Here is a 23,200-nt window from a genome sequence, read left to right on the forward strand (position 1 = left end):
TGACAGAGACCCGAAAAAATCCCGGCCTCTTCTGGTCTTTGAATTTTGATAGCCCAAATTGGAAAAAAAGCTACCTTATTCTTTCAATTTTTAATGAATTTGATCTCGATACAGACCAACCACGCGACCCAAAATGCTGACGTGATCAAGAATAATTGGCGCCATGGTATCATTTTCAGGTTGCAGGCGGTAATGATTTGCTTCTTTGAAGAAACGTTTGCAGGTTGCTTCGTTTTCTTCTGTCATTGCAATTACAATGTCACCGTTATCTGCTGATGTTTGCTTACGGACGATGACTTGATCGCCATTTAAAATGCCCGCCTGGATCATACTTTCTCCGCGAATCGTTAACATAAAGAGATCGCCGTCTTCATGTTCAAATTCTGGTGGTAGAGGGAAAAAGTCGGTGGCGTCTTCAACAGCCAGAATCGGCATTCCGGCGGTAACAGTTCCCAGGACGGGAATTTTGTGAGGAGTGGGGCTGACGCCTAATTCCTCCAAGCCCAAGGGTGTAATTTCCAGGGCACGTGGTTTGGTTGGATCTTTTTGTAAAAAGCCTTTCTTTTGCAAGCGTTCGATATGGCCGTGAACGGTCGAAGTTGAAGACAATGAGACAGCTTCACCGATTTCACGAACTGTCGGCGGATAGCCCTTTTCGTTGACTTTATCATATATGTATCGCAGTACGGCGACCTGTTTACTTTCGGATGATTTTGACATTTGGAGCACCTCGCATTCTCTTGCAACCATTTTAACATAGGACTTTCACGGATTCAAACAAATGTTCGGTTCTGATATTTTGAAAAAAAGAGTGGGACAGTGTAGAATTATGTGTAAAGATATCGGGAGTGATTAAAGTGGCAACAGATGAAGAGTTCCAAAAATTAATTAAACGGATTAATGAATTGGCTCACAAGGCCAAAAAAGAAGGGCTTACGGACTTAGAAATCATTGAGCGGAAGGATTTACGGCAGAAATACCTAAAACTGTTTCGAGAGGGCTTTAAAAGCCAGGTAGAAATGATGCGGGTATTTGACAAAAATGGCAAAGAAGTTACGCCGGAAAAAGTTCGTAAAGTCCAACGAAAAAAGGGCCTGCGTGATGACTGATTCTTTTTAGTGTAATTTTTCTTTAATCTTTTCTTATTTAAAATTAATGTTAAAATGAGAGGTATGCGAATTTATTCAAGTCTACCTCTTTTATTTTTTGAAACTTTTGTGTACTATTAATTAGGATACATATTTGATTAGGAGGTTAGGACTTTGTCAACAGGAATTTGGATTTTAATTGTGATTATTGCATTACTAATTGGAGCAGTGGGTGGATTTTTTGCTGCTCGTAAATATATGGAAAGCTATCTTAAAAATAATCCTCCGATCAATGAAGAAATGTTGCGAACTATGATGTTGCAAATGGGACAAAAACCATCGCAAAAGAAGTTACATCAGATGATGACTTCTATGCAGAATCAAGCAAAACGTCAAAAATAGTTTTAAACAATTTGATGAGTATGAAAGGGCAAAGATTATTTTTTGTCCTTTTTTTGTTGCTCAATTTTGGAGGGCGATCGCAAGTTAGAAATTAATAGGGGGAAAAGATTGTGACAATTTTTCGAAAACTAGCTTGGTTTTTTAAGCTAGAAAAGTGGAACTATCTCATTGGAGTGCTATTTTTAGTTTTAGTGGCCGTTTTGAATGTTGTGCCACCTAAGCTTATCGGTAACTTGGTTCAAGAGATAAGTACCGGTAAACTTACAGCAGTTTCACTTGTAGTGACCTTGATTTTGCTTTCAGCAGTCGGAATTTTGCAATATTTGTTTCGTTATGTTTGGCGTGCACGTATCTTCGGGGGCGCTGCGCGATTGGAAAAGACACTGCGCAGCCGACTGTTCAACCATTATATGCAAATGGACCAGACTTTTTATCAGGAACACCGAACGGGGGATTTAATGGCCCATGCCACAAACGATTTACAGGCAATTCAGCAAGTCGCAGGATCTGGCATACTTTCGTTTGCGGATTCCATTATTACGGGCGTGACCACAATTTTGGCGATGATGACCTTGGTAGATTGGCGATTAACGCTTTTAGCCATGATCCCGTTTCCGATTTTGGCAATTAGTGCCGGCTATTTAGGGACAAAAATCCATATTGCCTTTCGAAAATCGCAAGCTGCATTTTCACGTTTAAATAATAAGACCCAGGAAAGTATTATGGGCATTAAAGTGATTAAGTCACTTGGCCAAGATGAAGAAGATATTCAAGATTTTGAAAAATTGGTCGATCAAACCATTAAAATTAATCGTCGGGTTAATATGCTGGATGCACTTTTCAATCCGATGACAACGATTTTGATCGGTGTTTCTTACATGATCACTTTGGTGTTAGGCGGATCGTTTGTGGTTCACGGTGTGATTAATATTGGACAACTGGTGTCGTTTATTTCGTATATTACGATGTTGATCTGGCCAATGTTCGCGATCGGAAATTTATTTAATATTATGGAACGTGGAAATGCCAGTTATGATCGGGTAAACCTACTCTTGCATGCGCGCTCGAGTATCATTGATGATAAGCATGCTGTCAAGAAACGTGCAACTGGTGATCTGAAATTCGATGTCGATACCTTCACTTATCCGGGCGACAAACAGTCTAGTTTGGAGAATGTCCACTTCACATTGCCTGCTGGACACACGATTGGCTTAGTTGGCCGTGTGGGAACAGGAAAATCTACGCTAATGAAATTAATTTTACGTGAATTTGATGACTATCAGGGCGCTATAACAGTTGGTGGGATCAACATTAAGGATTACGCGTTAAACTCCTACCTGCCTTCTCTAGGATACGTACCAGAAGAGAGCTTTTTGTTTTCGGACACAATCAAAAATAATATCAAGTTCGGCGATTTTTTGGCAACGGATCAAGAAGTTGAAGAGGCTGCCAAAAAGAGTGATTTATATGACGATATCTTAGATCAACCGGAGCAGTTTGATACTGAGGTAGGTGAACAAGGGGTTTCGTTGTCTGGCGGTCAGCGGCAGCGGCTAGCGATTGCCCGTGCCCTCATTATTAAACCCGAAGTTCTGCTGTTAGATGATGCCTTATCAGCTGTTGATGGCGAGACAGAACATGAAATTTTACAAGAATTACGACAAGAAAGAAAAGACAAAACCACAATTATTGCGGCTCACCGCTTAAGTAGTGTTATGAATGCGGATGAAATTTTGGTTTTGGATGCAGGACATGTCATTCAGCGAGGAACCCATCAGCAATTGATGAGTCAATCTGGCTGGTACCAAGATATGTTCCACCGTCAACAAATGGAAACCAAGATTGAAAAGGAAGGTGAACTCAGTGCAGAATAAAAAGGAATCAATTTGGGCTCACACTATGACTACCAAAGAACAATTTCAAACTATTCGGCGAATGCTGCCATTCACCAAACCGTTTTTAAAACAGTTTTTGGTGGCAATTATCTTTGCAGGAATTGTCAGCGTGATTAATATTCTTTTGCCACGGCTGATTCAATTTTATATGGATCACTACTTGGTTCATAGCTCCACACCCCTGGCAGTGATGTTTATGTTCGCTGGTTTGTATTTTCTGGGGGCAATCATTCAAGCTCTCTTTCAGTTTGGGCAAACCTTCTTGTATGCCATGGGAGCGGAACGAACTTTGGAACGTGTCAGGGTTTTGTTGTTCCGCAAGCTTCATAAACTAGGAATGAGTTATTTTGATGCAACGCCGGCAGGTTCAATTGTGTCGCGAGTAACAAATGATACCATGAGTCTACAGGACTTTTGGACTTTGTTTTTAACTTTAATTGTCGGTTTATTTGGGATCGCTTCAGCACTAGTTGCAATGTTTACCACAAACGTAAAAATTACCTGGGCGACCTTGGTTTTATTACCATTTTTGGTTTTCATTATCTGGTTTTATCAAAAGTATAGTTCTACGGTCTACCGGCGCATGCGTGAAAATCTCAGTCAGTTAAATACCAAAATTAGTGAAGCGCTGGTTGGAATTGGCGTTATTCAACAATTTCGCCAGGAAAAACGGATTGAAAAAGAGTTTGAAAAAACTAATAATGATTATTTATTCGCTCGTTTTGCGATGATTCGCATGAACTCTTTATTATTAAATCCTATTATTAACTTGATGTATGCCTTGGGCGTCGTGATTGCGTTAGGATTATTTGGCATTAATGCGTTTAAAGAGCCGGTAGCTGCTGGTGTGATTTATGCGTTTGTAAGTTATATCGACAGTTTTTATAATCCAATGTCATCGATGATGGATTACCTCTCAACGTTCCAAGATGGTTTGGTGGCAAGTACGCGAATCTTACGTATTTTAGACAATCAGACCTTTCAACCCAAGCAAAAAAACGATTCTGCTTTGGAAATTACGGAAGGTAAGATCGAATTTAAACACGTTACTTTTTCATATGACGGTAAAAATGACGTCCTCAAAGATATTGATTTTACAGTCAATCCTGGCGAGACCGTTGCTTTAGTTGGGTCAACTGGGAGCGGAAAAAGTTCTACGATCAATTTATTGATGCGATTTTACGAATTTCAGTCTGGGCAAATATTAATTGACGGTCATGATATTCGAGAATATTCCGCCAAAGAACTTCGTGAAAAGATCGGTTTAGTTTTACAAGAGCCCTTTTTGTTTTACGGGGATATTGCTTCAAATATTCGGATGTATAATGAAGAAATTACGGATGATGAAATTCGCCGGGCAGCGCAGTTTGTGCAGGCCGATAAGTTCATTGAGAAACTCCCACGCGGTTATCGCAACAAAGTGATTGAACGGGGAGCGGAGTATTCAGGCGGTCAACGGCAATTAATTTCATTTGCGCGAACCATTGTTAATGATCCTAAAATTTTGATTCTGGACGAGGCAACGGCACATATTGATACAGAAACTGAAGATATGATTCAAGGGAGCCTTAAGAAAATGAGCCAGAGTCGTACTTCAGTGATTATTGCCCACCGCTTATCTACCATTCAGGATGCTAATCAAATTTTGGTGTTGAAGCATGGTAAGATTATTGAACGGGGAACACATGAAGAATTACTGGCTAAGCATGGCTTGTATTATGATATGTACGAACTTCAAGGAAATACGGATTTCAACCATTAATGAGCGCAAGTACTGATTGTTCAGAAGCTTCCCGTAACGTCATTGGCTGTGTGGCTAGAATTTGGAAGCATTAAATAAAAAAGGGGTGTAAACTCACGATTAACGTGAAGCTACACTCCTTTATTTTTTGGAAACATCAACGTATTTGAAATTGGGATCAATTTCTTGGTCTAATTCATTGAACGCCGTTTGCAACTGTTGGTCGAGTTTTTCGCGGCCCTGTTCATCCATCTTCTGGTGCCGATCGATTTGAATTGGTTTGCCAAAGGAAACTGTAATCCGTTTTCTTGAAAACAAAGCTTTAAAAGTTAGTGGCCCCTGATACACAGTGGGAACAAGTGGCACATTTGCCATCTTAGCAATCACTACGGCACCACCCTTTAAGTGCTGTGAATGACGTGAACCAGACGGAAAAATAATCATGGATAATTCGCCTTTTCGCAAGATATTAACTGGAATTTTAATTGCGGACGGTCCCGGATTTTTTCGATTCACTGAAAAGGCGTAGCAATGAACCAGAATCCAACGGATAACGGGATTTTTAAATAACTCTTCTTTTGCCATAAATGAAAATTTCTTGGGGCTAGCAGCGAGCGCGTATAGAATGGGATCAAACCAAGTTCGGTGCGGGCCCACTAAAATGTATGAACCTTCAGGCAAATTTTGGCGATTGAGATAATGAGGGCGGCCATTAATAATGTATAATAGAATCCGTATTAAAACTCTCAATAATGAATAAACCACTTTTCGATTCTCCTAACGTACTAAATTAATAGTTTTAGTATGACTAAATTTTAGGCTAGTTGCAAGTGATGATTAAGGTGAAAAATGAAAGAGAACGTGTTATTACAAAAAAACGAACGAATTGACCAACTTTATAGTCAAAACATAAAAATCATTCAAAGCCCAGAAGTATTTTCGTTTTCCTTAGATGCAGTTTTATTAGCAGATTTTGCGCAAGTAAAAAAATCACCAAAACTCAAGATTATGGATTTATGCGCTGGTAATGGCGCAGTAGGGCTGTTTGTCAGCCAAAAGACGAACGCAAAAATTGCCCAAATTGAATTACAGCCTAAATTGGCGGACATGGGGAAGCGCAGTATTCTTCTAAATCACCTGCAGGATCGTATGCAGATGACAACTTTAGATCTTGCCGATACCTTTTCTAAGTTTGCCAAAGATGACTTTGATTATGTGTTGTGCAATCCACCCTATTTTAAAGACCAGGCAATGAGCAAAAAGAATCCGAATCCTTATTTAGCAATTGCCCGGCATGAGATAAAAACGACGCTTGACCAGGTATTACAGGTGGCATCCGGTCTCCTAAAAATGAACGGTAAACTATTTTTAGTTCATCGACCAGATCGTTTTTTAGATATCATGGATGCACTGCGGGCTAATCGACTATCACCTAAACGTGTGCGTTTGGTATATCCACGAGTCAATCAGGAAGCCAATATGATATTGATTGAAGCAATCAAGGATGGCCGAGACGGGGGGATGCGTTTCTTAGATCCCCTATATACTTATACTGGTAACTCATATTCAGATAAAGTGAAGGCAATTTTATATGGCGATAAGTGAGCAAAAGAAATTTTTCTTCTATGTTTTAAAATGTGCGGACGAGACGCTGTACGGAGGATTTACGACTGATGTAACTAAAAGGGTGGCAACCCATAACGCGGGTAAGGGGGCCAAGTACACCCGCAGTAGGCTACCGGTCAGGTTGATTTATTCTCAGGTTTTTGAAGATCGGCATGCCGCGTTAAGCGCCGAATATCATTTTAAACATCAAACCAGAGAAGCAAAAATACGTTTTTTAAAAGTCCATGGGGTCGAAATTAAGTTCTGATTTTCGAAGCGCATGGAAAACTACATTAGTTTGAAAGATATATTTGGTTGGGGTCTGGTTAGATTTAGGGATTGAGTGTTATACTAAATACAGATTTGTTAAGGAGGAATTTTTGTAATGAAAATTATTGCTTATGGCATTCGTGATGACGAAAAACCATATTTAGATGAATGGGTTAAAGATAACAATGTTGAAGTTAAGGCAGTTGCTGAACTGTTAACTGAAGACAACATTGATTTAGCCAAGGGTTATGATGGTGTTGTTGCTTATCAACAAAAACCTTATACTGATGGCATCTTCAAGAAGATGGATGAATTTGGAATCCATGCATTCTCCTTACGTAATGTTGGTGTGGACAATGTACCAGCTGAATCTGTTAAGAAATACAATATTAAGGTTTCTAACGTTCCAGCATACTCGCCAAGCGCAATTGCAGAATTATCTGTTACTGGTTTAATGGCGTTATTACGTCGAATTCCTCGTTTTGAAAAGAAAATGGGTGAAGGCGACTTCCGTTGGGCTCCAGATATTGCTCAGGAACTCAATGAATTGACAGTTGGTGTTGTGGGAACAGGCCGCATTGGTCGTGCCGCAATGCAAATTTTCAAAGGCTTTGGTGCTAAAGTCATTGGTTATGATGTTTTCCGTAATCCTGAATTGGAAAAAGAAGGCATTTACGTTGACACGTTGGACGAAATCTACGCACAAGCAGATGTTATTACCTTACATGTACCTGCATTGAAAGATAACTACCACATGTTAAACGATGAAGCATTTGGTAAGATGAAAGACGGCGTTTATATTCTGAACTATGCTCGTGGCACACTCATCGATACAGAAGCTTTGATTCGTGCCTTGGACAGCGGTAAAGTTGCTGGTGCAGGCCTTGACACTTACGAAAATGAAGTTGGTATTTTTGATGTTGATCATAAAGGTGAAAAGATTGAGGACGATGTCTTCAACAATCTATTTGCCCGTGACAATGTTTTAATCACACCACATTCAGCTTTCTATACAACTAAAGCTGTTAAAAATATGGTTCAAATTTCTCTTAATAATAACAAGAGCTTTATCGAAAGTGGTAAGGCCGAAAATGAAGTTAGCTTTGACTAAAATTTGGTAAATGATCAAAAACTGTGATGTGCCTTTATCGGCTATCACAGTTTTTTTTTGGAATTCGGTAATCTCGAAAACCTCGAAAAACTCAGTTGGTAATCAGAAACTTTTCAAATGAGTGCTTTTTCGAACAAGTACTTGCAGTCCATTAGGATATTAGGTATACTTATTGCTGGTGTTAAACCAAATTCGCACCTAGTTGGATGATTTGACCAGTGCTCAAAGAGTTCTCAAATCAGCTGAAGACTGGGAAGGAAAAAAACTATTGGAGGTATTTTTATTATGGCAGTTATTTCTATGAAGCAATTGCTCGAAGCTGGTGTTCACTTTGGTCACCAAACACGTCGTTGGAATCCAAAGATGAAGCCATACATTTTTACAGAACGGAACGGAATTTATATCATTGACTTACAAAAGACAGTCAAGATGATTGATTCTGCTTACAATTTTGTGAAAGATGTTGCAGCAGACAATGGGGTTGTTTTATTTGTTGGTACAAAGAAACAAGCTCAAACTGCAATTGAAGAAGAAGCAACACGTGCAGGTCAATTCTACGTTAACCATCGTTGGTTAGGTGGAACTTTGACAAACTGGAACACGATCCAAAAGCGTATCAAACGGCTTAAAGATCTTAAGAAGATGAATGAAGATGGCACATTCGAACGTTTACCAAAGAAGGAAGTTGCTCTACTTAATAAGCAAAAAGATAAGTTAGAGAAATTCTTGGGTGGCATTGAAGATATGCCTCATCTTCCAGATGCTATCTTTATCGTTGATCCTCGTAAAGAGCAGATTGCGGTTAAAGAAGCACGTAAGTTGAACATTCCGATTGTTGCGATGGTTGATACAAATACAGACCCTGACCAAATCGACGTTATTATTCCATCAAATGACGACGCTATTCGTGCCGTACGTTTGATTACTTCAAAAATGGCTGATGCTGTTATTGAAGGTCGTCAAGGTGAAGACCAAGATGCTGATCAACCAGCAGCTGAGAGTGCAGCTCCTGCTAATGAAAATGAAGCAGCTAGCGACGTTTCAGCAGATTCTCTTGAAAACCTCAAGAAAACTGTTGAAGGTGGAGCAGATTCTGCAAAATAGTTAATTACTAGGCTGTCGTAAGTCTCGACCTTTTTGGCCTGAGATTGAGATGGCCTTTTTAATGGGTTAATGAATAATAAAAGGAGGCCATAATTATGGCAAGTATTTCCGCATCACAAGTTAAAGAATTACGTGACAAAATCGGTGTTGGTATGATGGATGCTAAGAAGGCATTGGTGGCAACCGATGGTGACATGGATAAAGCCATTGATTTTCTTCGTGAAAAAGGGATTGCAAAGGCTGAAAAGAAGAGCGACCGGGTAGCTGCTGAAGGCTTGGCTGACGTTGAAATTCACAACGACCAAGCAGCAATTGCCGAAATTAATTCTGAAACTGACTTTGTTGCTTCAAACGATCAGTTTATTGATTTAGTAAAGGGCGTAACTTCTCAATTAGCGTTAAGTGCTCCTGCTTCTGTTGAAGATGCGCTTAAGTTAAAGACAACTAAGGGCACAATCAATGATGACATTATTGAAACCACACAAGTTACAGGTGAAAAAATCACTTTACGTCGGTTTGATGTTGTTAAAAAGTCAGAGAATGAACACTTCGGCGCTTATCTGCACATGGGGGGTAAAATTGCAACCTTAGTTGTTTTAGATGGTGCAGATGACGATACAGCTAAAGATATTGCCATGCACGTGGCTGCAATCAATCCAAAGTACGTTAACCGTGACGAAGTTCCTAGTGAAGTTTTAGATCATGAACGTGAAGTCCTCACTAAAGAGGCTGAAGAAGAAGGCAAGCCAGCTAAAATCATCGCAAAGATGGTAGAAGGCCGTTTGAACAAATTCTTGGCTGAAATTAGCTTGGACGATCAAGACTTTGTTAAAGACCCTGATCAAACAGTTGCAAAATATGTGGCTTCTAAGGGTGGCAAAGTTAAATCATTTATCCGTTATGAAGTTGGTGAAGGTATCGAGAAGAAATCCACTAACTTTGTAGAAGAAGTTCAAAAAGAAATGGGCAACTAGTTCATTTTGGTTCAAGACAGATAAGGGCATTTTGCAAAGCAAGGTGCCTTTTTTGCTGCCATGACTTTAGGTGCGAAAATGACGAATAAATGGTTCTTAAGGTCGGTTTATGATAAACTAGAACGGAAGAATACGAGGAGGAAACACCATGACAAAAGTTAAGTATAAACGTGTAATCATGAAGCTCAGTGGAGAGGCACTTGCCGGTGATAAAGGATCCGGAATCAATCCTCCTGTCATTAAGACGGTTGCGCAAGAACTCAAAGATGTCCATGATATGGGTGTTCAGATTGCCATCGTTTGCGGCGGCGGCAACATGTGGCGTGGCGAAACTGGTGAACAGATGGGAATGGAACGGGTGCAAGCAGACAATATTGGGATGCTTGCAACTGTGATGAACGCACTTGCTTTGCAGGACAGCTTAGAGTCATTAGGTGTTCCTACTCGCGTTCAAACGGCAATTGAAATGCGGCAAATCGCTGAACCATACATTCGGCGCAAAGCTGTACGGCATTTAGAAAAGAATCGGGTCGTGATCTTCGCTGCCGGGACTGGTAGTCCATATTTTTCAACCGATACAACGGCAGCACTGCGGGCCGCAGAAATTAATGCGGATGCCATTTTAATGGCTAAGAATGGTGTTGATGGTATTTACTCAGCTGACCCGAATAAAGACGCTTCAGCAGTTAAATTTGAGAATCTAACCCACATGGATATTATCGATAAAGGTTTGAATGTGATGGATACAACCGCAAGTTCACTCTCCATGGAAAATAACATCCCGTTGGTAGTGTTCAACTTAAATCAGCCTGGTAATATTAAAAAAGTGATTGAAGGCCAAAATATTGGGACGACTGTAAGGGGGAAATAAGATGGCTCAGAATGAAATTATTGAAAATGCGCAACAACGGATGAAAAAAGCGGAACAAGCTTTGGAACGTGAGTTAGGCAATATCCGCGCGGGGCGTGCAAATGCAAGTCTCTTGGATAGAATTAAGGTTGACTATTACGGCACACCTACACCGGTTAACCAAATGGCTTCCATTACCATTCCGGAAGCACGGGTAATCATGGTAACGCCATATGATAAATCTGCACTTAAAAATTTAGAGCAGGCCATTTTGATGTCAGATTTAGGAATTAATCCGGCTAATGACGGGACAGCAATCCGCCTGGTAATTCCGCAGTTGACAGAGGACCGGCGTAAAGAGCTGGCTAAAGATGTGAAAGCGGAAGGTGAAAAAGCTAAAGTCGCAGTTCGTAACATTCGTCGTGATGCGATGGAAGATTTAAAAAAGGGCGAAAAAGCTAATACTTATACCGAAGATCAGCTTCATGATTTAGAAACGCAAACACAAAAAGTTACTGATGCGGCTATTAAGGGCGTTGACGAAATTGTCGCTAACAAAGAAAAAGAAGTTTTAGCTGAGTAAGTAGCTATTACGCATCAAAAGCACAAAGGGTCTGATTTTGTTCCAGACTGTTTGTGCTTTTTTAATAATCAGATAATTTTTGTACGAGAATGTTAACTTGCATGATTTTCTGCTAAAATAGAAGCTATGCATGTATAACGAGATGGAGTGATAATGTGTTTTCTAAAACAAAAAAGGCTGAAATGCAAAATGCAGATCAGACTGGGGAACTCAATGAGAATATTCCGCAACACATCGCAATTATTATGGACGGTAATGGTCGTTGGGCACAAAAGCGCCATTTGCCAAGAATTGCGGGTCATAAAGAAGGAATGAATACTGTCAAAAAAATCACGATGAGTGCGAATGATTTGGGTGTTAAAGTCTTAACTCTGTATGCTTTTTCAACTGAGAATTGGAAACGCCCTTCAGGAGAAGTTAGTTTTTTAATGCATCTTCCTGGTGACTTTTTTGATACGTTCGTCCCTGATCTGATCAAAGCGAATGTTCGGGTAAACGTGATGGGCTACGTTGATCGTCTCCCTGACTACACGCAAAAAGCAGTGAGAGAAGCGATTGCCGATACGGCGCAGTGCACAGGCATGGTCTTGAACTTTGCCTTGAATTACGGTGGACGGGCAGAAATTGTTACGGCGGTTCAAAATATTGCTACGCAAGTTGCTAAAAATGAACTTGATCCTGCAAAAATTACTGATCGAACCGTTGATGAGGCTTTAATGACCAGCGGACTAGCACCTTATTCGGATCCCGACTTGTTGATTCGGACAAGCGGTGAGCAACGAATTTCGAATTTCTTACTTTGGCAGATTGCTTATAGTGAACTAGTCTTTACGGACCAACTCTGGCCTGATTTTTCAGATGCTGAGTTAAAAAAATGCGTGTATCAATATCAACAAAGGAATCGTCGCTTTGGCGGTTTAAAATAAGGAGTTTTAATTATGAAACAACGTGTGACAACAGCGGTAATTGCTTTGCTTATTTTTATTCCAGTTATCATTTATGGGCACTGGCTCATTGACATTGCAGGAATCGTATTAGGTGTTATTGCAGTTAATGAAGTGTTAATTATGAAAAAATTATTGTTGGTTTCTCCCGAAGCCATCATTGCGGACATTGGCGTAATTGCTTTAATTGCACCACTAAGCTGGTTTGGGTGGTTGCCACCTCAAATTGATCGTGTTTTTGTCTTTTTCTTATGCGTCTTGGCCTTGCTGATCCGAACGGTATTCAGCCGTAATCGTTTCAACTTTGATGATGCTGGTGCGCTTACCCTAGCGATGATCTACATCGGATTTGGCTTTAATTACTTCATTGCGGCACGCGCAGTTGGGTTATCCATGCTGCTCTATATCTTGTTTGTCATTTGGTCTACTGACAGTGGGGCATACATGATTGGTAAAAGGCTAGGCAAACATAAGTTGGCGCCCCACATTAGTCCCAACAAAACTTGGGAAGGTTCCATTGGTGGATCAATTGTCGCAACCGTGATCGGGACGATCTTTTTGGCTTTTTACCCGACCCAGTACAATTTTCTCCTAATGATCCTCCTCACCTTAGTTTTCTCAATTACAGGGCAGTTTGGTGATTTAATTGAATCTGCGCTGAAACGCTATTTTTCTGTGAAGGATTCAGGCAATATTTTGCCGGGACACGGTGGAATCTTTGACCGGTTTGATAGTATGTTATTAGTATTACCAGTTGTTCACTTGTTTGGATTAATTTAACAATTAAGCGAGGTATCCGTTTGATACAAACGATTATTACATTCATCATTGTATTTGGTATTTTAGTTATTGTGCACGAATTTGGTCACTTTTATTTTGCTAAAAAATCAGGCATATTAGTTCGCGAGTTCTCGATTGGTATGGGACCAAAAATTTATGCCTATTCCAAAAATGCTACGACTTATACTTTAAGAATTTTACCAATTGGTGGTTATGTGAGAATGGCTGGTTTAGAAGATGCAGATGATGATCTAAAACCAGGTACACCTGTCAGTTTAATTACCGGAGAAAACGGTAAAGTACAAACGATTAATGCGAGTCACAGTACAACACTACTGAATGGTATTCCAATAGAAGTTACTAAAAGCGATTTGGAAAATGAACTGTGGATTGAAGGTTACGAAAACGGTGATGAATCGGAACTGAAACGCTATGAGGTTGACCACGATGCTTCTATTATTGAAGCGGATGGGACTAAAGTTCGAATCGCACCTAAAGATGTCCAGTTTCAGTCAGCAAAGCTCTGGCAAAGAATTTTAACCAATTTTGCCGGTCCTATGAATAATTTCATTCTGGCAATTGTTGTGTTTGCCCTAGTTGGCATTTTGCAGGGTGCAGTTCCAGCAAATTCCAATCAGGTCACTGTGGTTCCAGATTCAGTTGCGAAAAAAGCTGGGTTGAAGTCTGACGATCGTATTATTCGCGTGGCCGGCACCAAGACAACCGATTGGACAGATTTACAAACGACCATTTCGAAGCGGCCAGGCCAAAAAACGACCATTGTTGTCCAAAGAAACGGTCGGCAACATCAATATACGCTCACACCTAAATCGGTTAAGGGCAACGACGGTAAGGTTGGCCAAATTGGCATTGAAAGTAAAATGACGCGGAATCTAGGATCACGGATTGCCTATGGCTTTACCGAAACTTGGAAGTTGACCACGATGATTTTTGCTTTGTTGGGCCATATGGTCACACATGGTGTTAGCGTGAATGATTTCGGTGGACCAGTAGCTATTTACGTCCAAACTTCGGCGGCCGCTAAACTCGGCTTTACGTCTGTCCTTACGATGTTAGCTTATCTTTCCTTGAATCTGGGAATTGTGAATTTGATTCCCATTCCAGCCCTCGATGGCGGTAAAATTTTACTAAACTTTATTGAAGGCATTCGTCGCAAACCAATGAAGCCGGAAACAGAAGGAATTATTACATTAGTCGGGTTTGGCTTGTTAATGCTTCTGATGGTCTTGGTCACTTGGAATGATATTCAGCGCTATTTCTTCTAACTCAATTATTTTTATGGAGGTAAAAATGAAACAATCAAAAATGTTAATTCCTACTCTAAAGGAAGTTCCCAACGATGCAGAGGCTAAAAGTCACCAGATGATGCTGCGAGCAGGCTATATTCGCCAGGTTTCAGCGGGGATGTATGCCTATTTACCATTAGCGTTTCGAACCATTGAAAAAATTAAGAAAATTATTCGTACAGAAATGAATAAAATCGATGCTGTGGAAATGCTTGTTCCCGCAGTGTTACCAGCTGAACTCTGGGAACAATCTGGCCGGTTAAGTACGTACGGGCCAGAGCTCTTTCAGTTTAAAAATCGCCATGACCGGGACTTTATCCTGGGGCCTACTCACGAAGAGACTTTTACAACCCTTATTCGTGATGAGGTGAAATCTTATAAACGCTTACCTTTAACGCTGTATCAAATTCAGATGAAATATCGCGATGAAGATCGACCACGTTACGGATTACTGCGAGGCCGTGAATTTTTAATGAAAGATGCTTACTCTTTCCATGCAGAAAAGGATAGTTTAGATCAGACCTTCCGAGACATGGAAAAAGCTTATCAAAATATTTTTGATGCCTGTGGGCTTGATTATCGTGAGATTGTCGGAGATGCAGGTGCGATGGGTGGCAACGATTCTAAGGAGTTTTCTGCTATTGCACCAGTTGGTGAGGATACGATTGCGTACGCAGAAGAGAGTGATTATGCCGCAAATTTGGAAATGGCTAGCAGCAAATATGTTGACCAGCCTAGTCACGAAACTCTACAAGAACTTGAAAAAATTGCGACACCTGATGCCAAAACAATTGATGAAGTCGCGAAATTTTTGAATATCAGTTCAGAAAAATTGATTAAAACGCTTGTGTTCATGGCGGATGAAAAGCCAGTGATGGTGTTGGTTCGCGGTGATGACCAAGTTAATGAAGTGAAGGTTAAAAATTTCTTGGGTGCGGATGAACTGGTTCCCGCAACTGACGAAGACGTTGAAACACTTTTAAAGGCTGACTTTGGCTCTTTAGGACCCGTAGGCATTGATCCAGATAAAGTGACTGTGTTGGCTGACTTGTACGTCAAAAACATGGTGAATGCCGTTGTAGGTGCAAATGAAAATGGCTATCACTATAAAAATGCCAATCTTGATCGTGATATCCATGTGTCTGAATTTGGAGACTTCCGAACTGTTCAGGAAGGTGAATTAGCCCCAGATGGTAAAGGCAAGCTCAAATTTACGAAGGGCATTGAAATTGGTCATATCTTTAAATTAGGCACACGTTACTCGGACGCTCTCGGTGCAAAAGTTCTAGATGAAAATGGACGTTCTGTTTCTGTCATCATGGGATGTTATGGGATCGGCGTTAGTCGTTTGCTTTCGGCAATTGCTGAACAACATGCTGATGAAAACGGACTTGTTTGGCCCAAAAATATTGCGCCATTTGATATTCATGTGGTACCTGTCAACGCTAAGAATGAAGAGCAAATGAACCTTGCAAATAAAATTGAGGCTTCAATGTCAGAAGCCGGCTATGAAGTTTTGGTCGATGATCGTAAGGAGCGTGCAGGCGTCAAATTTGCCGATTCAGATTTAATGGGAATCCCAGTGCGAATTACGGTTGGTAAGAAATCTTCTGAAGGAATTGTGGAAGTGAAGCTCCGTCGCACCGGAGAAACACTTGAGGTTAAAATTGAGGAGTTACAAAACTCAGTGGGTATTTTATTAAAAAACGAAGCGCAATAAGATATTAAACTAAAATAACGACAAATTAGGATAATGTTCATTCCCTAGTTTGTCGTTATCTTCATGACTAAAGGCTGAAGTCGCATTTGGGCTTTTAGTGTTTAGATGTAGTTGAGGAGTGTTTATTTAATTGCTTAAAGGGGAAGGAATCAAATTTTGAGTTTAAATAATAAGGAACAATTTCGAAAACTTCTCGAACAAATTGATTATCCGAATCCGGATGAACCAAGCCTGTCAGAAGGTGAGATTAAAAAAGTTACCGTACACAAGAAATCAAAGACCTGGGAATTTGTTTTTAGTTTTCCGGCGCCTTTGCCATTTTCGGTATTTCAGCTTCTCAATGATCACTTGCAAGTCGCCTTTCGAACGATTGCAAATGTGAATTTTAGGGTTCAATCAAAAAGTACGACGCTAGATATTAAGGCGATTGATGCTTATTGGGAGTGGGTTGTTAAAAATAGTCATATTTCCTCCCCGCTGACGCAAGAATTATGTGGGCACAATTTGCCCGCCTTAACTGATGGCCGGGTCATTTTTGCTGCTCAAAATGAGATTGTTCAAAACTTTTTGACAACGACGGCGCTTGGACCGATCGAAACCACCTATCAGCAGTACGGATTTCCAGCATTTTCAATTCACACGATTATTGATGAAACTAATTCACAGAGCATGATCGAAGAATTAAAAGCAAAGAAAGCCAAGAGCGATGCTGAACTAGCTCAAAAAGCTTCGCAAGCCATTCTTAAACAGGATGAAAAACGTCAGAAACAACAAAGTGGGGCTGTGACAAGTGATGGTCCTGTTCGTATCGGTAAACAAATCAATCCTGATGAAGAGGTAACCCGTCTGGAGCAAATTACCCAAGAGGAACGCTCAGTGGTTGTAGAAGGCTATATCTTCGATGTCGAAGTACGAACGTTGCGCTCCAAGCGCCAATTGCTGATCTTTAAAATCACGGATTACAGTTCATCAATGACGGTGAAGAAGTTTTCAAAAAATGAAAGTGAAGAACAGCTTTTTTCCGCAGTTCAGAAGGGCTTATGGGTAAAAGTTAGAGGTAGCGTTCAAGAGGACACCTTTATGCGCGACTTAACTTTAAATGCTTATGATGTCATGGAAGTCAGCCACCCTAGCCGCCAGGATAAGGCGCCTGCTGATGAAAAACGAGTTGAACTGCATTTGCATACGAATATGAGTCAAATGGATGCCACTAATAACATTACCGATTACGTCAAGCAAGCGGCAAAGTGGGGCCAAAAAGCGATCGCGGTGACGGACCACTCGGGCGTGCAAGCCTTCCCAGAAGCCTATGCAGCCGGAAAAAAGAACGGTGTCAAAGTGCTATATGGTGTTGAAGCAAATCTCGTGGATGATGGTGTTCCGATCGGTTATAACGATCGCCAAGTGCCGCTTAAAGGTGCAACCTACGTTGTTTTTGATGTGGAGACGACAGGCCTTTCGGCAATTTATGATAAGGTCATTGAACTGTCTGCGGTCAAAATGCAAGACGGTAATGTTTTGGACCAGTTTGAGGAATTTATTGATCCTGGTTTTCCATTGTCAGAACTTACGACCAACTTAACTAGTATTACGAATGAGATGGTACGCGGCTCTAAATCTGAAAAAGAAGTCTTTACAGCATTTAGAGAATTTTATGGGGATGCAATTATTGTGGGGCACAATGTGACTTTTGATATTGGATTCATGGATACCGGCTACGCACGATACGGGATGCCACGGGTCACGAATCCCATTATCGATACCCTGACTTTAGCGAGATTTTTGTATCCCACGTTAAAGAGTTATCGGTTAAACACGCTGGCCAAAAAATTCAACGTGAATTTGGAACATCATCATCGAGCAATTTATGATGCGGAGTCGACGGGACATTTATGCCATTTGTTCTTAAAGGATGCTGAAGAGCGGTATCATATTAAATATCATAATCAGTTAAATGAACATATGACGGATAATGATGCTTATAAACATGCGCGCCCGTCGCATGCAATTCTCTTGGCCCAAACGCAAGCGGGCTTAAAGAATCTTTTTCAGTTAGTTTCTCTGTCAAATGTTAAATATTTTTATCGAGTACCGCGGATTCCCAAGTCAGAGTTAAGCCGATTACGTGAGGGGATCCTTGTCGGTTCGGCTTGCAGTTCTGGCGAAGTTTTTACAGCAATGATGCAAAAAGGGAAGGAAGAGGCTAAGCAAAAGGCCAAATTTTATGATTACCTTGAAGTCATGGCCAAACCAGTTTACCAACCTGAGATTGAACAGGGCTTAATTCAAGATAACCGTCATTTGGAAGAGATTCTTTCCAATATTGTGACACTGGGTGACGAGTTGAAGAAGCCGGTGGTTGCTACCGGGGATGTTCATTACCTTAACCCGGAGGATGCCGTGTATCGAAAGATTCTCATCCATTCGCAGGGGGGAGCAAACCCGTTAAATCGAACGAATTTGCCTGATGTTCATTTTCGCACAACCGATGAGATGCTTGCTGACTTTAAATTTTTGGGTGAACAAAAGGCAAAAGAAATTGTCGTTGAAAACCCGGCCAAAATTGTGGCAGAAGTGGCCGACATTAAACCGGTTAAAGATAAACTCTACACGCCCAAAATGCCCGGAGCAGAAGATCGTATTGAACAGTTAACGATGGATAAGGCTCATGAGTTGTATGGTGACCCGTTACCAACCATCGTCAAAGAACGGTTAGACAAAGAACTTAAGAGTATTATTGGAAATGGTTTCTCGGTCATTTATTTAATCGCTCAACGGTTGGTTCATAAAAGTAATAAGGACGGTTATTTGGTTGGTTCCCGTGGTTCCGTTGGTTCTAGTTTAGTTGCTACGATGTCGGGAATTACGGAGGTGAACCCGCTTCCGCCGCATTATCGGTGCCCAAATTGCCAGTACACTAAATTCTATACAAAAGGTGAGTATGGGTCAGGCTTCGATTTGCCCGATGAAGTCTGTCCAAATTGCCAAACGCCACTTGTTGGTGATGGTCAAGATATTCCGTTTGAAACTTTCTTAGGATTTAAGGGAGATAAAGTTCCCGATATCGATTTAAACTTTTCGGGAGATTATCAACCGATTGCGCATAACTATATGCAGGTGCTGTTTGGTAAGAAAAACGTCTTCCGTGCTGGGACGATTGGTACGGTGGCAGACAAAACGGCATATGGGTATGTTAAGGCCTACGAACGCGATACGAATCAAACTTTCCGTAATGCCGAAATTGATCGCCTCGCTAAAGGCGCAACGGGTGTTAAACGTACCACTGGCCAACATCCGGCGGGGATTTTGATTGTACCAGACTATATGGATATTTATGATTTTACGCCAATTCAGTATCCAGCAGATGACCAATCGGCAGCTTGGGAAACAACCCATTTTGATTTCCATTCTATTCATGACAACATCTTAAAAATGGATATTCTGGGACATGATGATCCGACGATGATTCGTGCATTGCAAGATTTATCAGGAATTGATCCTAAAACAATTCCGACAGATGATCCCGGTGTTATGAAACTTTTCTCAGGTCCAGAAGTCTTAGGCGTAACGCCGGAACAAATTCAGTCTAAAACGGGAACTTTTGGCGTGCCTGAGTTTGGTACACGTTTTGTACGGGGGATGCTTGAAGAAACACATCCTACGACGTATGCCGAATTATTACAGATTTCTGGTCTTTCTCATGGGACGGATGTTTGGCTTGGCAATGCGGAAGAATTGATCAAAGCTGGAACAACGACGCTAAAAGATGTCATTGGATGTCGTGATAATATCATGACTGACTTGATTCATTATGGGATGGATTCACAAACGTCTTTCCAAATTATGGAAAGTGTTCGTCATGGACGTGGTATTCCAGATGATGATAAGGAAAAAATGCGAGAAGCCGAAGTTCCAGATTGGTACATTGATTCTTGTGAAAAAATCAAGTATATGTTTCCGCGTGCACATGCTTCAGCGTATGTGTTAATGGCGTTACGAATTGCGTACTTTAAGGTTTATTTCCCAATCCTTTATTACAGTGCTTACTTTAGTGTGCGTGCTGATGATTTTGATTTGGTGGCGATGGCGCATGGTAAAGAAGCGGTCAAAGGTGCGATGAAAGCCATCAATGATAAAGGCATGGATGCCTCGACCAAAGAAAAAAATTTGCTAACTGTTTTGGAACTTGCTAATGAAATGCTGGAGCGCGGATTTACCTTTAAAATGGTGGACGTGAATAAGTCTGATGCTTCCCAGTGGTTAATTGACGGGAATTCGCTACTGGCACCGTTCAATGCGGTTCCAGGATTAGGTTTAAACGTGGCAAAACAGATTGTGGCAGCTCGTGAGGACAAACCATTTCTTTCTAAAGAGGACCTGTCCAAACGTGGCAAAGTCTCAAAGACCTTAATTGATTTCATGACGGAGAATGGCGTCCTTTCCGATTTGCCTGATGAAAATCAGTTGTCGCTGTTTGACATGTGAGTGATTTGTACAGCACCGCGGGATATGGTATAATATCTCTGAATCTAATTGTGTAGTGGATGAGTGAGCAGAAATGCTCACTCTTTTTCTTGACAATATTTGAAATTATTGGAGGTTTAAGTTTGGCGAGTGTTGTAGAAACAGTGCAAAAAGAAGTCCAGCCCCTAATTGAAGCCCATCACTTTGAATTGGTGGATATTGAGTTTGTAAAAGAAGGCAAAAGTTGGTACCTTCGTGTTTACATTGATAAGCCTGGTGGAATTACAATTGAGGATTGTGCCGAGGTTAGTGATCAGATTAGTGAAAAACTAGACAGCCTTGAGCCCGATCCCTTTCCTCAGGCTTATTTCCTAGAGGTTTCTTCTCCTGGTGCTGAGCGTCCGATTAAAACGTCAAATGATTGGAAACGAGCAGTTGGCCAATATATTCATATTTCTTTATATGCTCCCGTAGATGGGAAAAAAGTGTTTGAAGGTACATTAGATAGCTATTCCGGTTCTGAAATCAGCTTAACGTACATGGAAAAAACAAGAAAAATTACGAAACAATTTGCGGTAAAACAAATTGGATTTGCGCGCTTCGCAATCAAATTTTAGAAGGAGAGTTAAAAATGAGTAAAGAAATGATTAGCGCCCTGAATACTTTGGAAGAAGAAAAGGGAATTAAAAAAGAGGTTGTCATTGATGCCTTGGAAGCAGCGCTGGTTTCGGCTTATAAACGCAATTACGGACAGGCTCAAAACGTTGATGTTGAATTTGATGACAAAAAAGGCGATATTCACGTTTATGCAGTGAAAGAAGTTGTTGAGGAAGTTTTAGATGACCAACAACAAGTAAGCTTGAGCGATGCGTTATCGATCAACAAGGCTTACGAGCTGGGCGACCACATTAAATTTGAAGTCACACCAAAGAATTTCGGACGAATCGCAGCGCAGACCGCTAAGCAGGTTATCTTGCAGCGTGTACGCGAAGCTGAGCGAGAAATCATTTATAATAAGTACAGTGAATATGAGAACGAAATTGTCACTGGTGAAGTTGCGCGTCGTGATAATCGTTTTGTATACGTAGACTTGGGCGGTGTGGAAGCCGTCATGTCCAAACAAGATCAGATTCCTACCGAACGCTACGAACCACATGATCATATTAAGGTTTATGTGACGAAGGTTGAGAATAGTGGGAAAGGGGCCCAAGTTTTTGTCAGCCGGAGCACACCTGACTTATTAAAACGTTTGTTTGAGCAAGAGGTTCCCGAAATTTTTGATGGAACGGTTGAAATTGTTTCGGTTGCAAGAGAAGCTGGTGATCGTGCAAAAGTGGCAGTTCGCTCGAACGACCCTGATATTGACGCGGTCGGAACTTGTGTCGGTCCTCGTGGACAGCGTGTTCAAACCATTGTCAACGAATTAAACGGCGAAAATATGGATATTGTTGAGTGGGAAGATGATGCAGCAAAATATATTTCCAACGCTTTGAATCCCGCTGAAGTTGTTGATGTTTTGTTTGATGAAGAGAATGAACGAACCTGCATGGTAATCGTACCGGATTATCAACTTTCACTGGCAATTGGTAAACGTGGACAAAATGCACGCTTAGCCGCTAAGTTGACAGGATACAAGATTGATATTAAGTCAGAGACGGATGCTAAGGATCTCGTTGAGCAGCCAGAGGAAGCAGACACTACAGAATCAGATTCACCGGAAGCAGACGAACAATAGGATTTGATCAGGAGGCGCTGATAATGAAGAAAAGAAAAATTCCGTTGCGTAAAGACATTGTGACGGGTGAAATGTTTCCTAAAAAGGAATTAGTACGCGTCGTTAAAAACAAAGAAAATGAAGTTTCGCTTGATCCTACCGGGAAAAAGCAGGGTCGTGGCGCCTACATTGGTTTGGACGTTGCGATTGCGAAACGCGCTAAAACAGAGCGAACTTTTGATAAGGCCTTTAGTCTTAAAATTGATGATCAGTTTTATGATGAGTTAATTGCATATGTTGATCATCAACAAGCCCGAAAGGAATTATTCAAAGATGAATAATGAACAGCGATTCATAAATCTGCTTGGGTTAGCACAGCGAGCCGGAAAGTTAATAACTGGAGAGGCACAAGTGTTACAATCAATTCGAGGACAAAAAGCCAAGTTGGTTGTCATCAGTACGGATATTGGTCAAGCTACCCGCAAAAAAATTAGTGATAAGTGTACAACTTATCAAGTAAGCCTGCTCACATTTATGGATCGAAACGTTCTGAGCCAAGCTATTGGTCAACCAAGAACGGCAGTAGCCATTGAAGATCAAGGCTTTGCAAAAGCTTTATTAAAATTAAATATTGGAGAAGGAGCGTGA

Annotated in this window: 22 protein-coding genes; 20 read left to right on the top strand and 2 right to left on the bottom strand. The window is 40.9% G+C overall.

What is annotated here, in order from left to right:
• Nucleotides 1-90: 90 nt before the first annotated feature.
• A complete protein-coding gene (lexA, locus tag ACLJJ6_RS04195; protein ID WP_412990172.1) occupies nucleotides 91-720 on the bottom strand; it encodes a transcriptional repressor LexA in 630 nt (209 codons plus the stop codon).
• Between the two features lie 137 nt (nucleotides 721-857).
• On the opposite strand from lexA, the gene ACLJJ6_RS04200 reads away from it, so the two are divergent.
• From ACLJJ6_RS04200 to ACLJJ6_RS04215, 4 genes are all read left to right on the top strand, one after another.
• Entirely contained in the window at nucleotides 858-1,109 is a 252-nt protein-coding gene (locus ACLJJ6_RS04200) for a DUF896 domain-containing protein (protein WP_412990174.1), read from the top strand.
• A 153-nt stretch (nucleotides 1,110-1,262) separates the two neighbouring features.
• Nucleotides 1,263-1,490 carry a YneF family protein gene (locus tag ACLJJ6_RS04205; RefSeq protein ID WP_412990175.1) on the top strand — a complete coding sequence of 76 codons (228 nt, stop codon included), beginning with the start codon at nucleotides 1,263-1,265 and terminating at the stop codon, nucleotides 1,488-1,490.
• A 110-nt stretch (nucleotides 1,491-1,600) separates the two neighbouring features.
• A complete protein-coding gene (locus ACLJJ6_RS04210) occupies nucleotides 1,601-3,364 on the top strand; it encodes an ABC transporter ATP-binding protein (RefSeq protein WP_412990176.1) in 1,764 nt (587 codons plus the stop codon).
• 25 nt (nucleotides 3,365-3,389) lie between these two features.
• The gene (locus tag ACLJJ6_RS04215) at nucleotides 3,390-5,147 is read left to right on the top strand and encodes an ABC transporter ATP-binding protein (RefSeq protein ID WP_412990428.1); all 1,758 of its coding nucleotides are present in this window, start codon (nucleotides 3,390-3,392) and stop codon (nucleotides 5,145-5,147) included.
• Nucleotides 5,148-5,267: 120 nt separating this feature from the next.
• Here ACLJJ6_RS04215 and ACLJJ6_RS04220 read toward each other — a convergent pair whose 3' ends face one another.
• Nucleotides 5,268-5,891: a lysophospholipid acyltransferase family protein gene (locus tag ACLJJ6_RS04220; protein ID WP_412990177.1), complete on the bottom strand. Its 624-nt coding sequence runs from the start codon at nucleotides 5,889-5,891 to the stop codon at nucleotides 5,268-5,270.
• Nucleotides 5,892-5,975: 84 nt separating this feature from the next.
• Here ACLJJ6_RS04220 and ACLJJ6_RS04225 point away from each other — a divergent pair, with 84 nt between their 5' ends.
• The 16 genes from ACLJJ6_RS04225 to ACLJJ6_RS04300 all read left to right on the top strand — a co-directional run bounded on the left by ACLJJ6_RS04225 (nucleotide 5,976) and on the right by ACLJJ6_RS04300 (nucleotide 23,200).
• Nucleotides 5,976-6,731, top strand: a complete 756-nt coding sequence (locus ACLJJ6_RS04225) for a tRNA1(Val) (adenine(37)-N6)-methyltransferase (RefSeq protein WP_412990179.1) — start codon at nucleotides 5,976-5,978, stop codon at nucleotides 6,729-6,731.
• On the top strand, nucleotides 6,718-6,999 hold the full coding sequence (locus ACLJJ6_RS04230) for a GIY-YIG nuclease family protein (protein ID WP_412990181.1): 282 nt from the start codon (nucleotides 6,718-6,720) through the stop codon (nucleotides 6,997-6,999). Before ACLJJ6_RS04225 ends, ACLJJ6_RS04230 begins: the two co-directional genes overlap by 14 nt.
• A gap of 117 nt (nucleotides 7,000-7,116) precedes the next feature.
• Nucleotides 7,117-8,112, top strand: coding sequence for a D-2-hydroxyacid dehydrogenase (locus ACLJJ6_RS04235; RefSeq protein WP_412990183.1), 996 nt, complete (start codon nucleotides 7,117-7,119; stop codon nucleotides 8,110-8,112).
• A gap of 285 nt (nucleotides 8,113-8,397) precedes the next feature.
• A complete protein-coding gene (gene rpsB, locus ACLJJ6_RS04240) occupies nucleotides 8,398-9,216 on the top strand; it encodes a 30S ribosomal protein S2 (RefSeq protein WP_412990184.1) in 819 nt (272 codons plus the stop codon).
• 95 nt (nucleotides 9,217-9,311) lie between these two features.
• Entirely contained in the window at nucleotides 9,312-10,190 is an 879-nt protein-coding gene (tsf, locus tag ACLJJ6_RS04245; RefSeq protein WP_412990185.1) for a translation elongation factor Ts, read from the top strand.
• A gap of 148 nt (nucleotides 10,191-10,338) precedes the next feature.
• Nucleotides 10,339-11,061 (top strand): UMP kinase, encoded by a 723-nt coding sequence (gene pyrH, locus ACLJJ6_RS04250; RefSeq protein WP_412990186.1) that lies wholly within the window; start codon nucleotides 10,339-10,341, stop codon nucleotides 11,059-11,061.
• 1 nt (nucleotide 11,062) lies between these two features.
• Entirely contained in the window at nucleotides 11,063-11,623 is a 561-nt protein-coding gene (gene frr / locus ACLJJ6_RS04255) for a ribosome recycling factor (RefSeq protein WP_412990187.1), read from the top strand.
• A gap of 182 nt (nucleotides 11,624-11,805) precedes the next feature.
• The gene (locus ACLJJ6_RS04260; RefSeq protein ID WP_412990188.1) at nucleotides 11,806-12,549 is read left to right on the top strand and encodes an isoprenyl transferase; all 744 of its coding nucleotides are present in this window, start codon (nucleotides 11,806-11,808) and stop codon (nucleotides 12,547-12,549) included.
• 12 nt (nucleotides 12,550-12,561) lie between these two features.
• Nucleotides 12,562-13,347, top strand: a complete 786-nt coding sequence (locus tag ACLJJ6_RS04265) for a phosphatidate cytidylyltransferase (protein ID WP_412990189.1) — start codon at nucleotides 12,562-12,564, stop codon at nucleotides 13,345-13,347.
• 20 nt (nucleotides 13,348-13,367) lie between these two features.
• Nucleotides 13,368-14,633 (top strand): RIP metalloprotease RseP, encoded by a 1,266-nt coding sequence (rseP, locus tag ACLJJ6_RS04270; RefSeq protein ID WP_412990190.1) that lies wholly within the window; start codon nucleotides 13,368-13,370, stop codon nucleotides 14,631-14,633.
• Between the two features lie 25 nt (nucleotides 14,634-14,658).
• Nucleotides 14,659-16,374 carry a proline--tRNA ligase gene (locus tag ACLJJ6_RS04275; protein WP_412990191.1) on the top strand — a complete coding sequence of 572 codons (1,716 nt, stop codon included), beginning with the start codon at nucleotides 14,659-14,661 and terminating at the stop codon, nucleotides 16,372-16,374.
• A gap of 156 nt (nucleotides 16,375-16,530) precedes the next feature.
• On the top strand, nucleotides 16,531-20,859 hold the full coding sequence (locus ACLJJ6_RS04280) for a PolC-type DNA polymerase III (RefSeq protein ID WP_412990192.1): 4,329 nt from the start codon (nucleotides 16,531-16,533) through the stop codon (nucleotides 20,857-20,859).
• Between the two features lie 122 nt (nucleotides 20,860-20,981).
• The gene (gene rimP, locus ACLJJ6_RS04285; RefSeq protein WP_412990430.1) at nucleotides 20,982-21,455 is read left to right on the top strand and encodes a ribosome maturation factor RimP; all 474 of its coding nucleotides are present in this window, start codon (nucleotides 20,982-20,984) and stop codon (nucleotides 21,453-21,455) included.
• 14 nt (nucleotides 21,456-21,469) lie between these two features.
• A complete protein-coding gene (gene nusA / locus ACLJJ6_RS04290; RefSeq protein ID WP_412990193.1) occupies nucleotides 21,470-22,573 on the top strand; it encodes a transcription termination factor NusA in 1,104 nt (367 codons plus the stop codon).
• Between the two features lie 23 nt (nucleotides 22,574-22,596).
• Entirely contained in the window at nucleotides 22,597-22,893 is a 297-nt protein-coding gene (gene rnpM / locus ACLJJ6_RS04295; protein ID WP_412990194.1) for an RNase P modulator RnpM, read from the top strand.
• Nucleotides 22,886-23,200, top strand: coding sequence for a L7Ae/L30e/S12e/Gadd45 family ribosomal protein (locus ACLJJ6_RS04300; RefSeq protein WP_412990195.1), 315 nt, complete (start codon nucleotides 22,886-22,888; stop codon nucleotides 23,198-23,200). The genes rnpM and ACLJJ6_RS04300 overlap by 8 nt, the downstream gene beginning before the upstream one ends.

This window comes from Pediococcus siamensis (assembly GCF_047220215.1).
Classification (GTDB): domain Bacteria; phylum Bacillota; class Bacilli; order Lactobacillales; family Lactobacillaceae; genus Pediococcus; species Pediococcus siamensis.

Coding starts and splice junctions, on each gene's coding strand:
- lexA (WP_412990172.1), bottom strand. CDS start 720: ATGTCAAAATCATCCGAAAGTAAACAGGTCGCCGTACTGCGATACATA.
- ACLJJ6_RS04215 (WP_412990428.1), top strand. CDS start 3,390: ATGACTACCAAAGAACAATTTCAAACTATTCGGCGAATGCTGCCATTC.
- ACLJJ6_RS04225 (WP_412990179.1), top strand. CDS start 5,976: ATGAAAGAGAACGTGTTATTACAAAAAAACGAACGAATTGACCAACTT.
- ACLJJ6_RS04230 (WP_412990181.1), top strand. CDS start 6,718: ATGGCGATAAGTGAGCAAAAGAAATTTTTCTTCTATGTTTTAAAATGT.
- ACLJJ6_RS04235 (WP_412990183.1), top strand. CDS start 7,117: ATGAAAATTATTGCTTATGGCATTCGTGATGACGAAAAACCATATTTA.
- rpsB (WP_412990184.1), top strand. CDS start 8,398: ATGGCAGTTATTTCTATGAAGCAATTGCTCGAAGCTGGTGTTCACTTT.
- tsf (WP_412990185.1), top strand. CDS start 9,312: ATGGCAAGTATTTCCGCATCACAAGTTAAAGAATTACGTGACAAAATC.
- pyrH (WP_412990186.1), top strand. CDS start 10,339: ATGACAAAAGTTAAGTATAAACGTGTAATCATGAAGCTCAGTGGAGAG.
- frr (WP_412990187.1), top strand. CDS start 11,063: ATGGCTCAGAATGAAATTATTGAAAATGCGCAACAACGGATGAAAAAA.
- ACLJJ6_RS04260 (WP_412990188.1), top strand. CDS start 11,806: ATGCAAAATGCAGATCAGACTGGGGAACTCAATGAGAATATTCCGCAA.
- ACLJJ6_RS04265 (WP_412990189.1), top strand. CDS start 12,562: ATGAAACAACGTGTGACAACAGCGGTAATTGCTTTGCTTATTTTTATT.
- ACLJJ6_RS04275 (WP_412990191.1), top strand. CDS start 14,659: ATGAAACAATCAAAAATGTTAATTCCTACTCTAAAGGAAGTTCCCAAC.
- nusA (WP_412990193.1), top strand. CDS start 21,470: ATGAGTAAAGAAATGATTAGCGCCCTGAATACTTTGGAAGAAGAAAAG.
- rnpM (WP_412990194.1), top strand. CDS start 22,597: ATGAAGAAAAGAAAAATTCCGTTGCGTAAAGACATTGTGACGGGTGAA.
- ACLJJ6_RS04300 (WP_412990195.1), top strand. CDS start 22,886: ATGAATAATGAACAGCGATTCATAAATCTGCTTGGGTTAGCACAGCGA.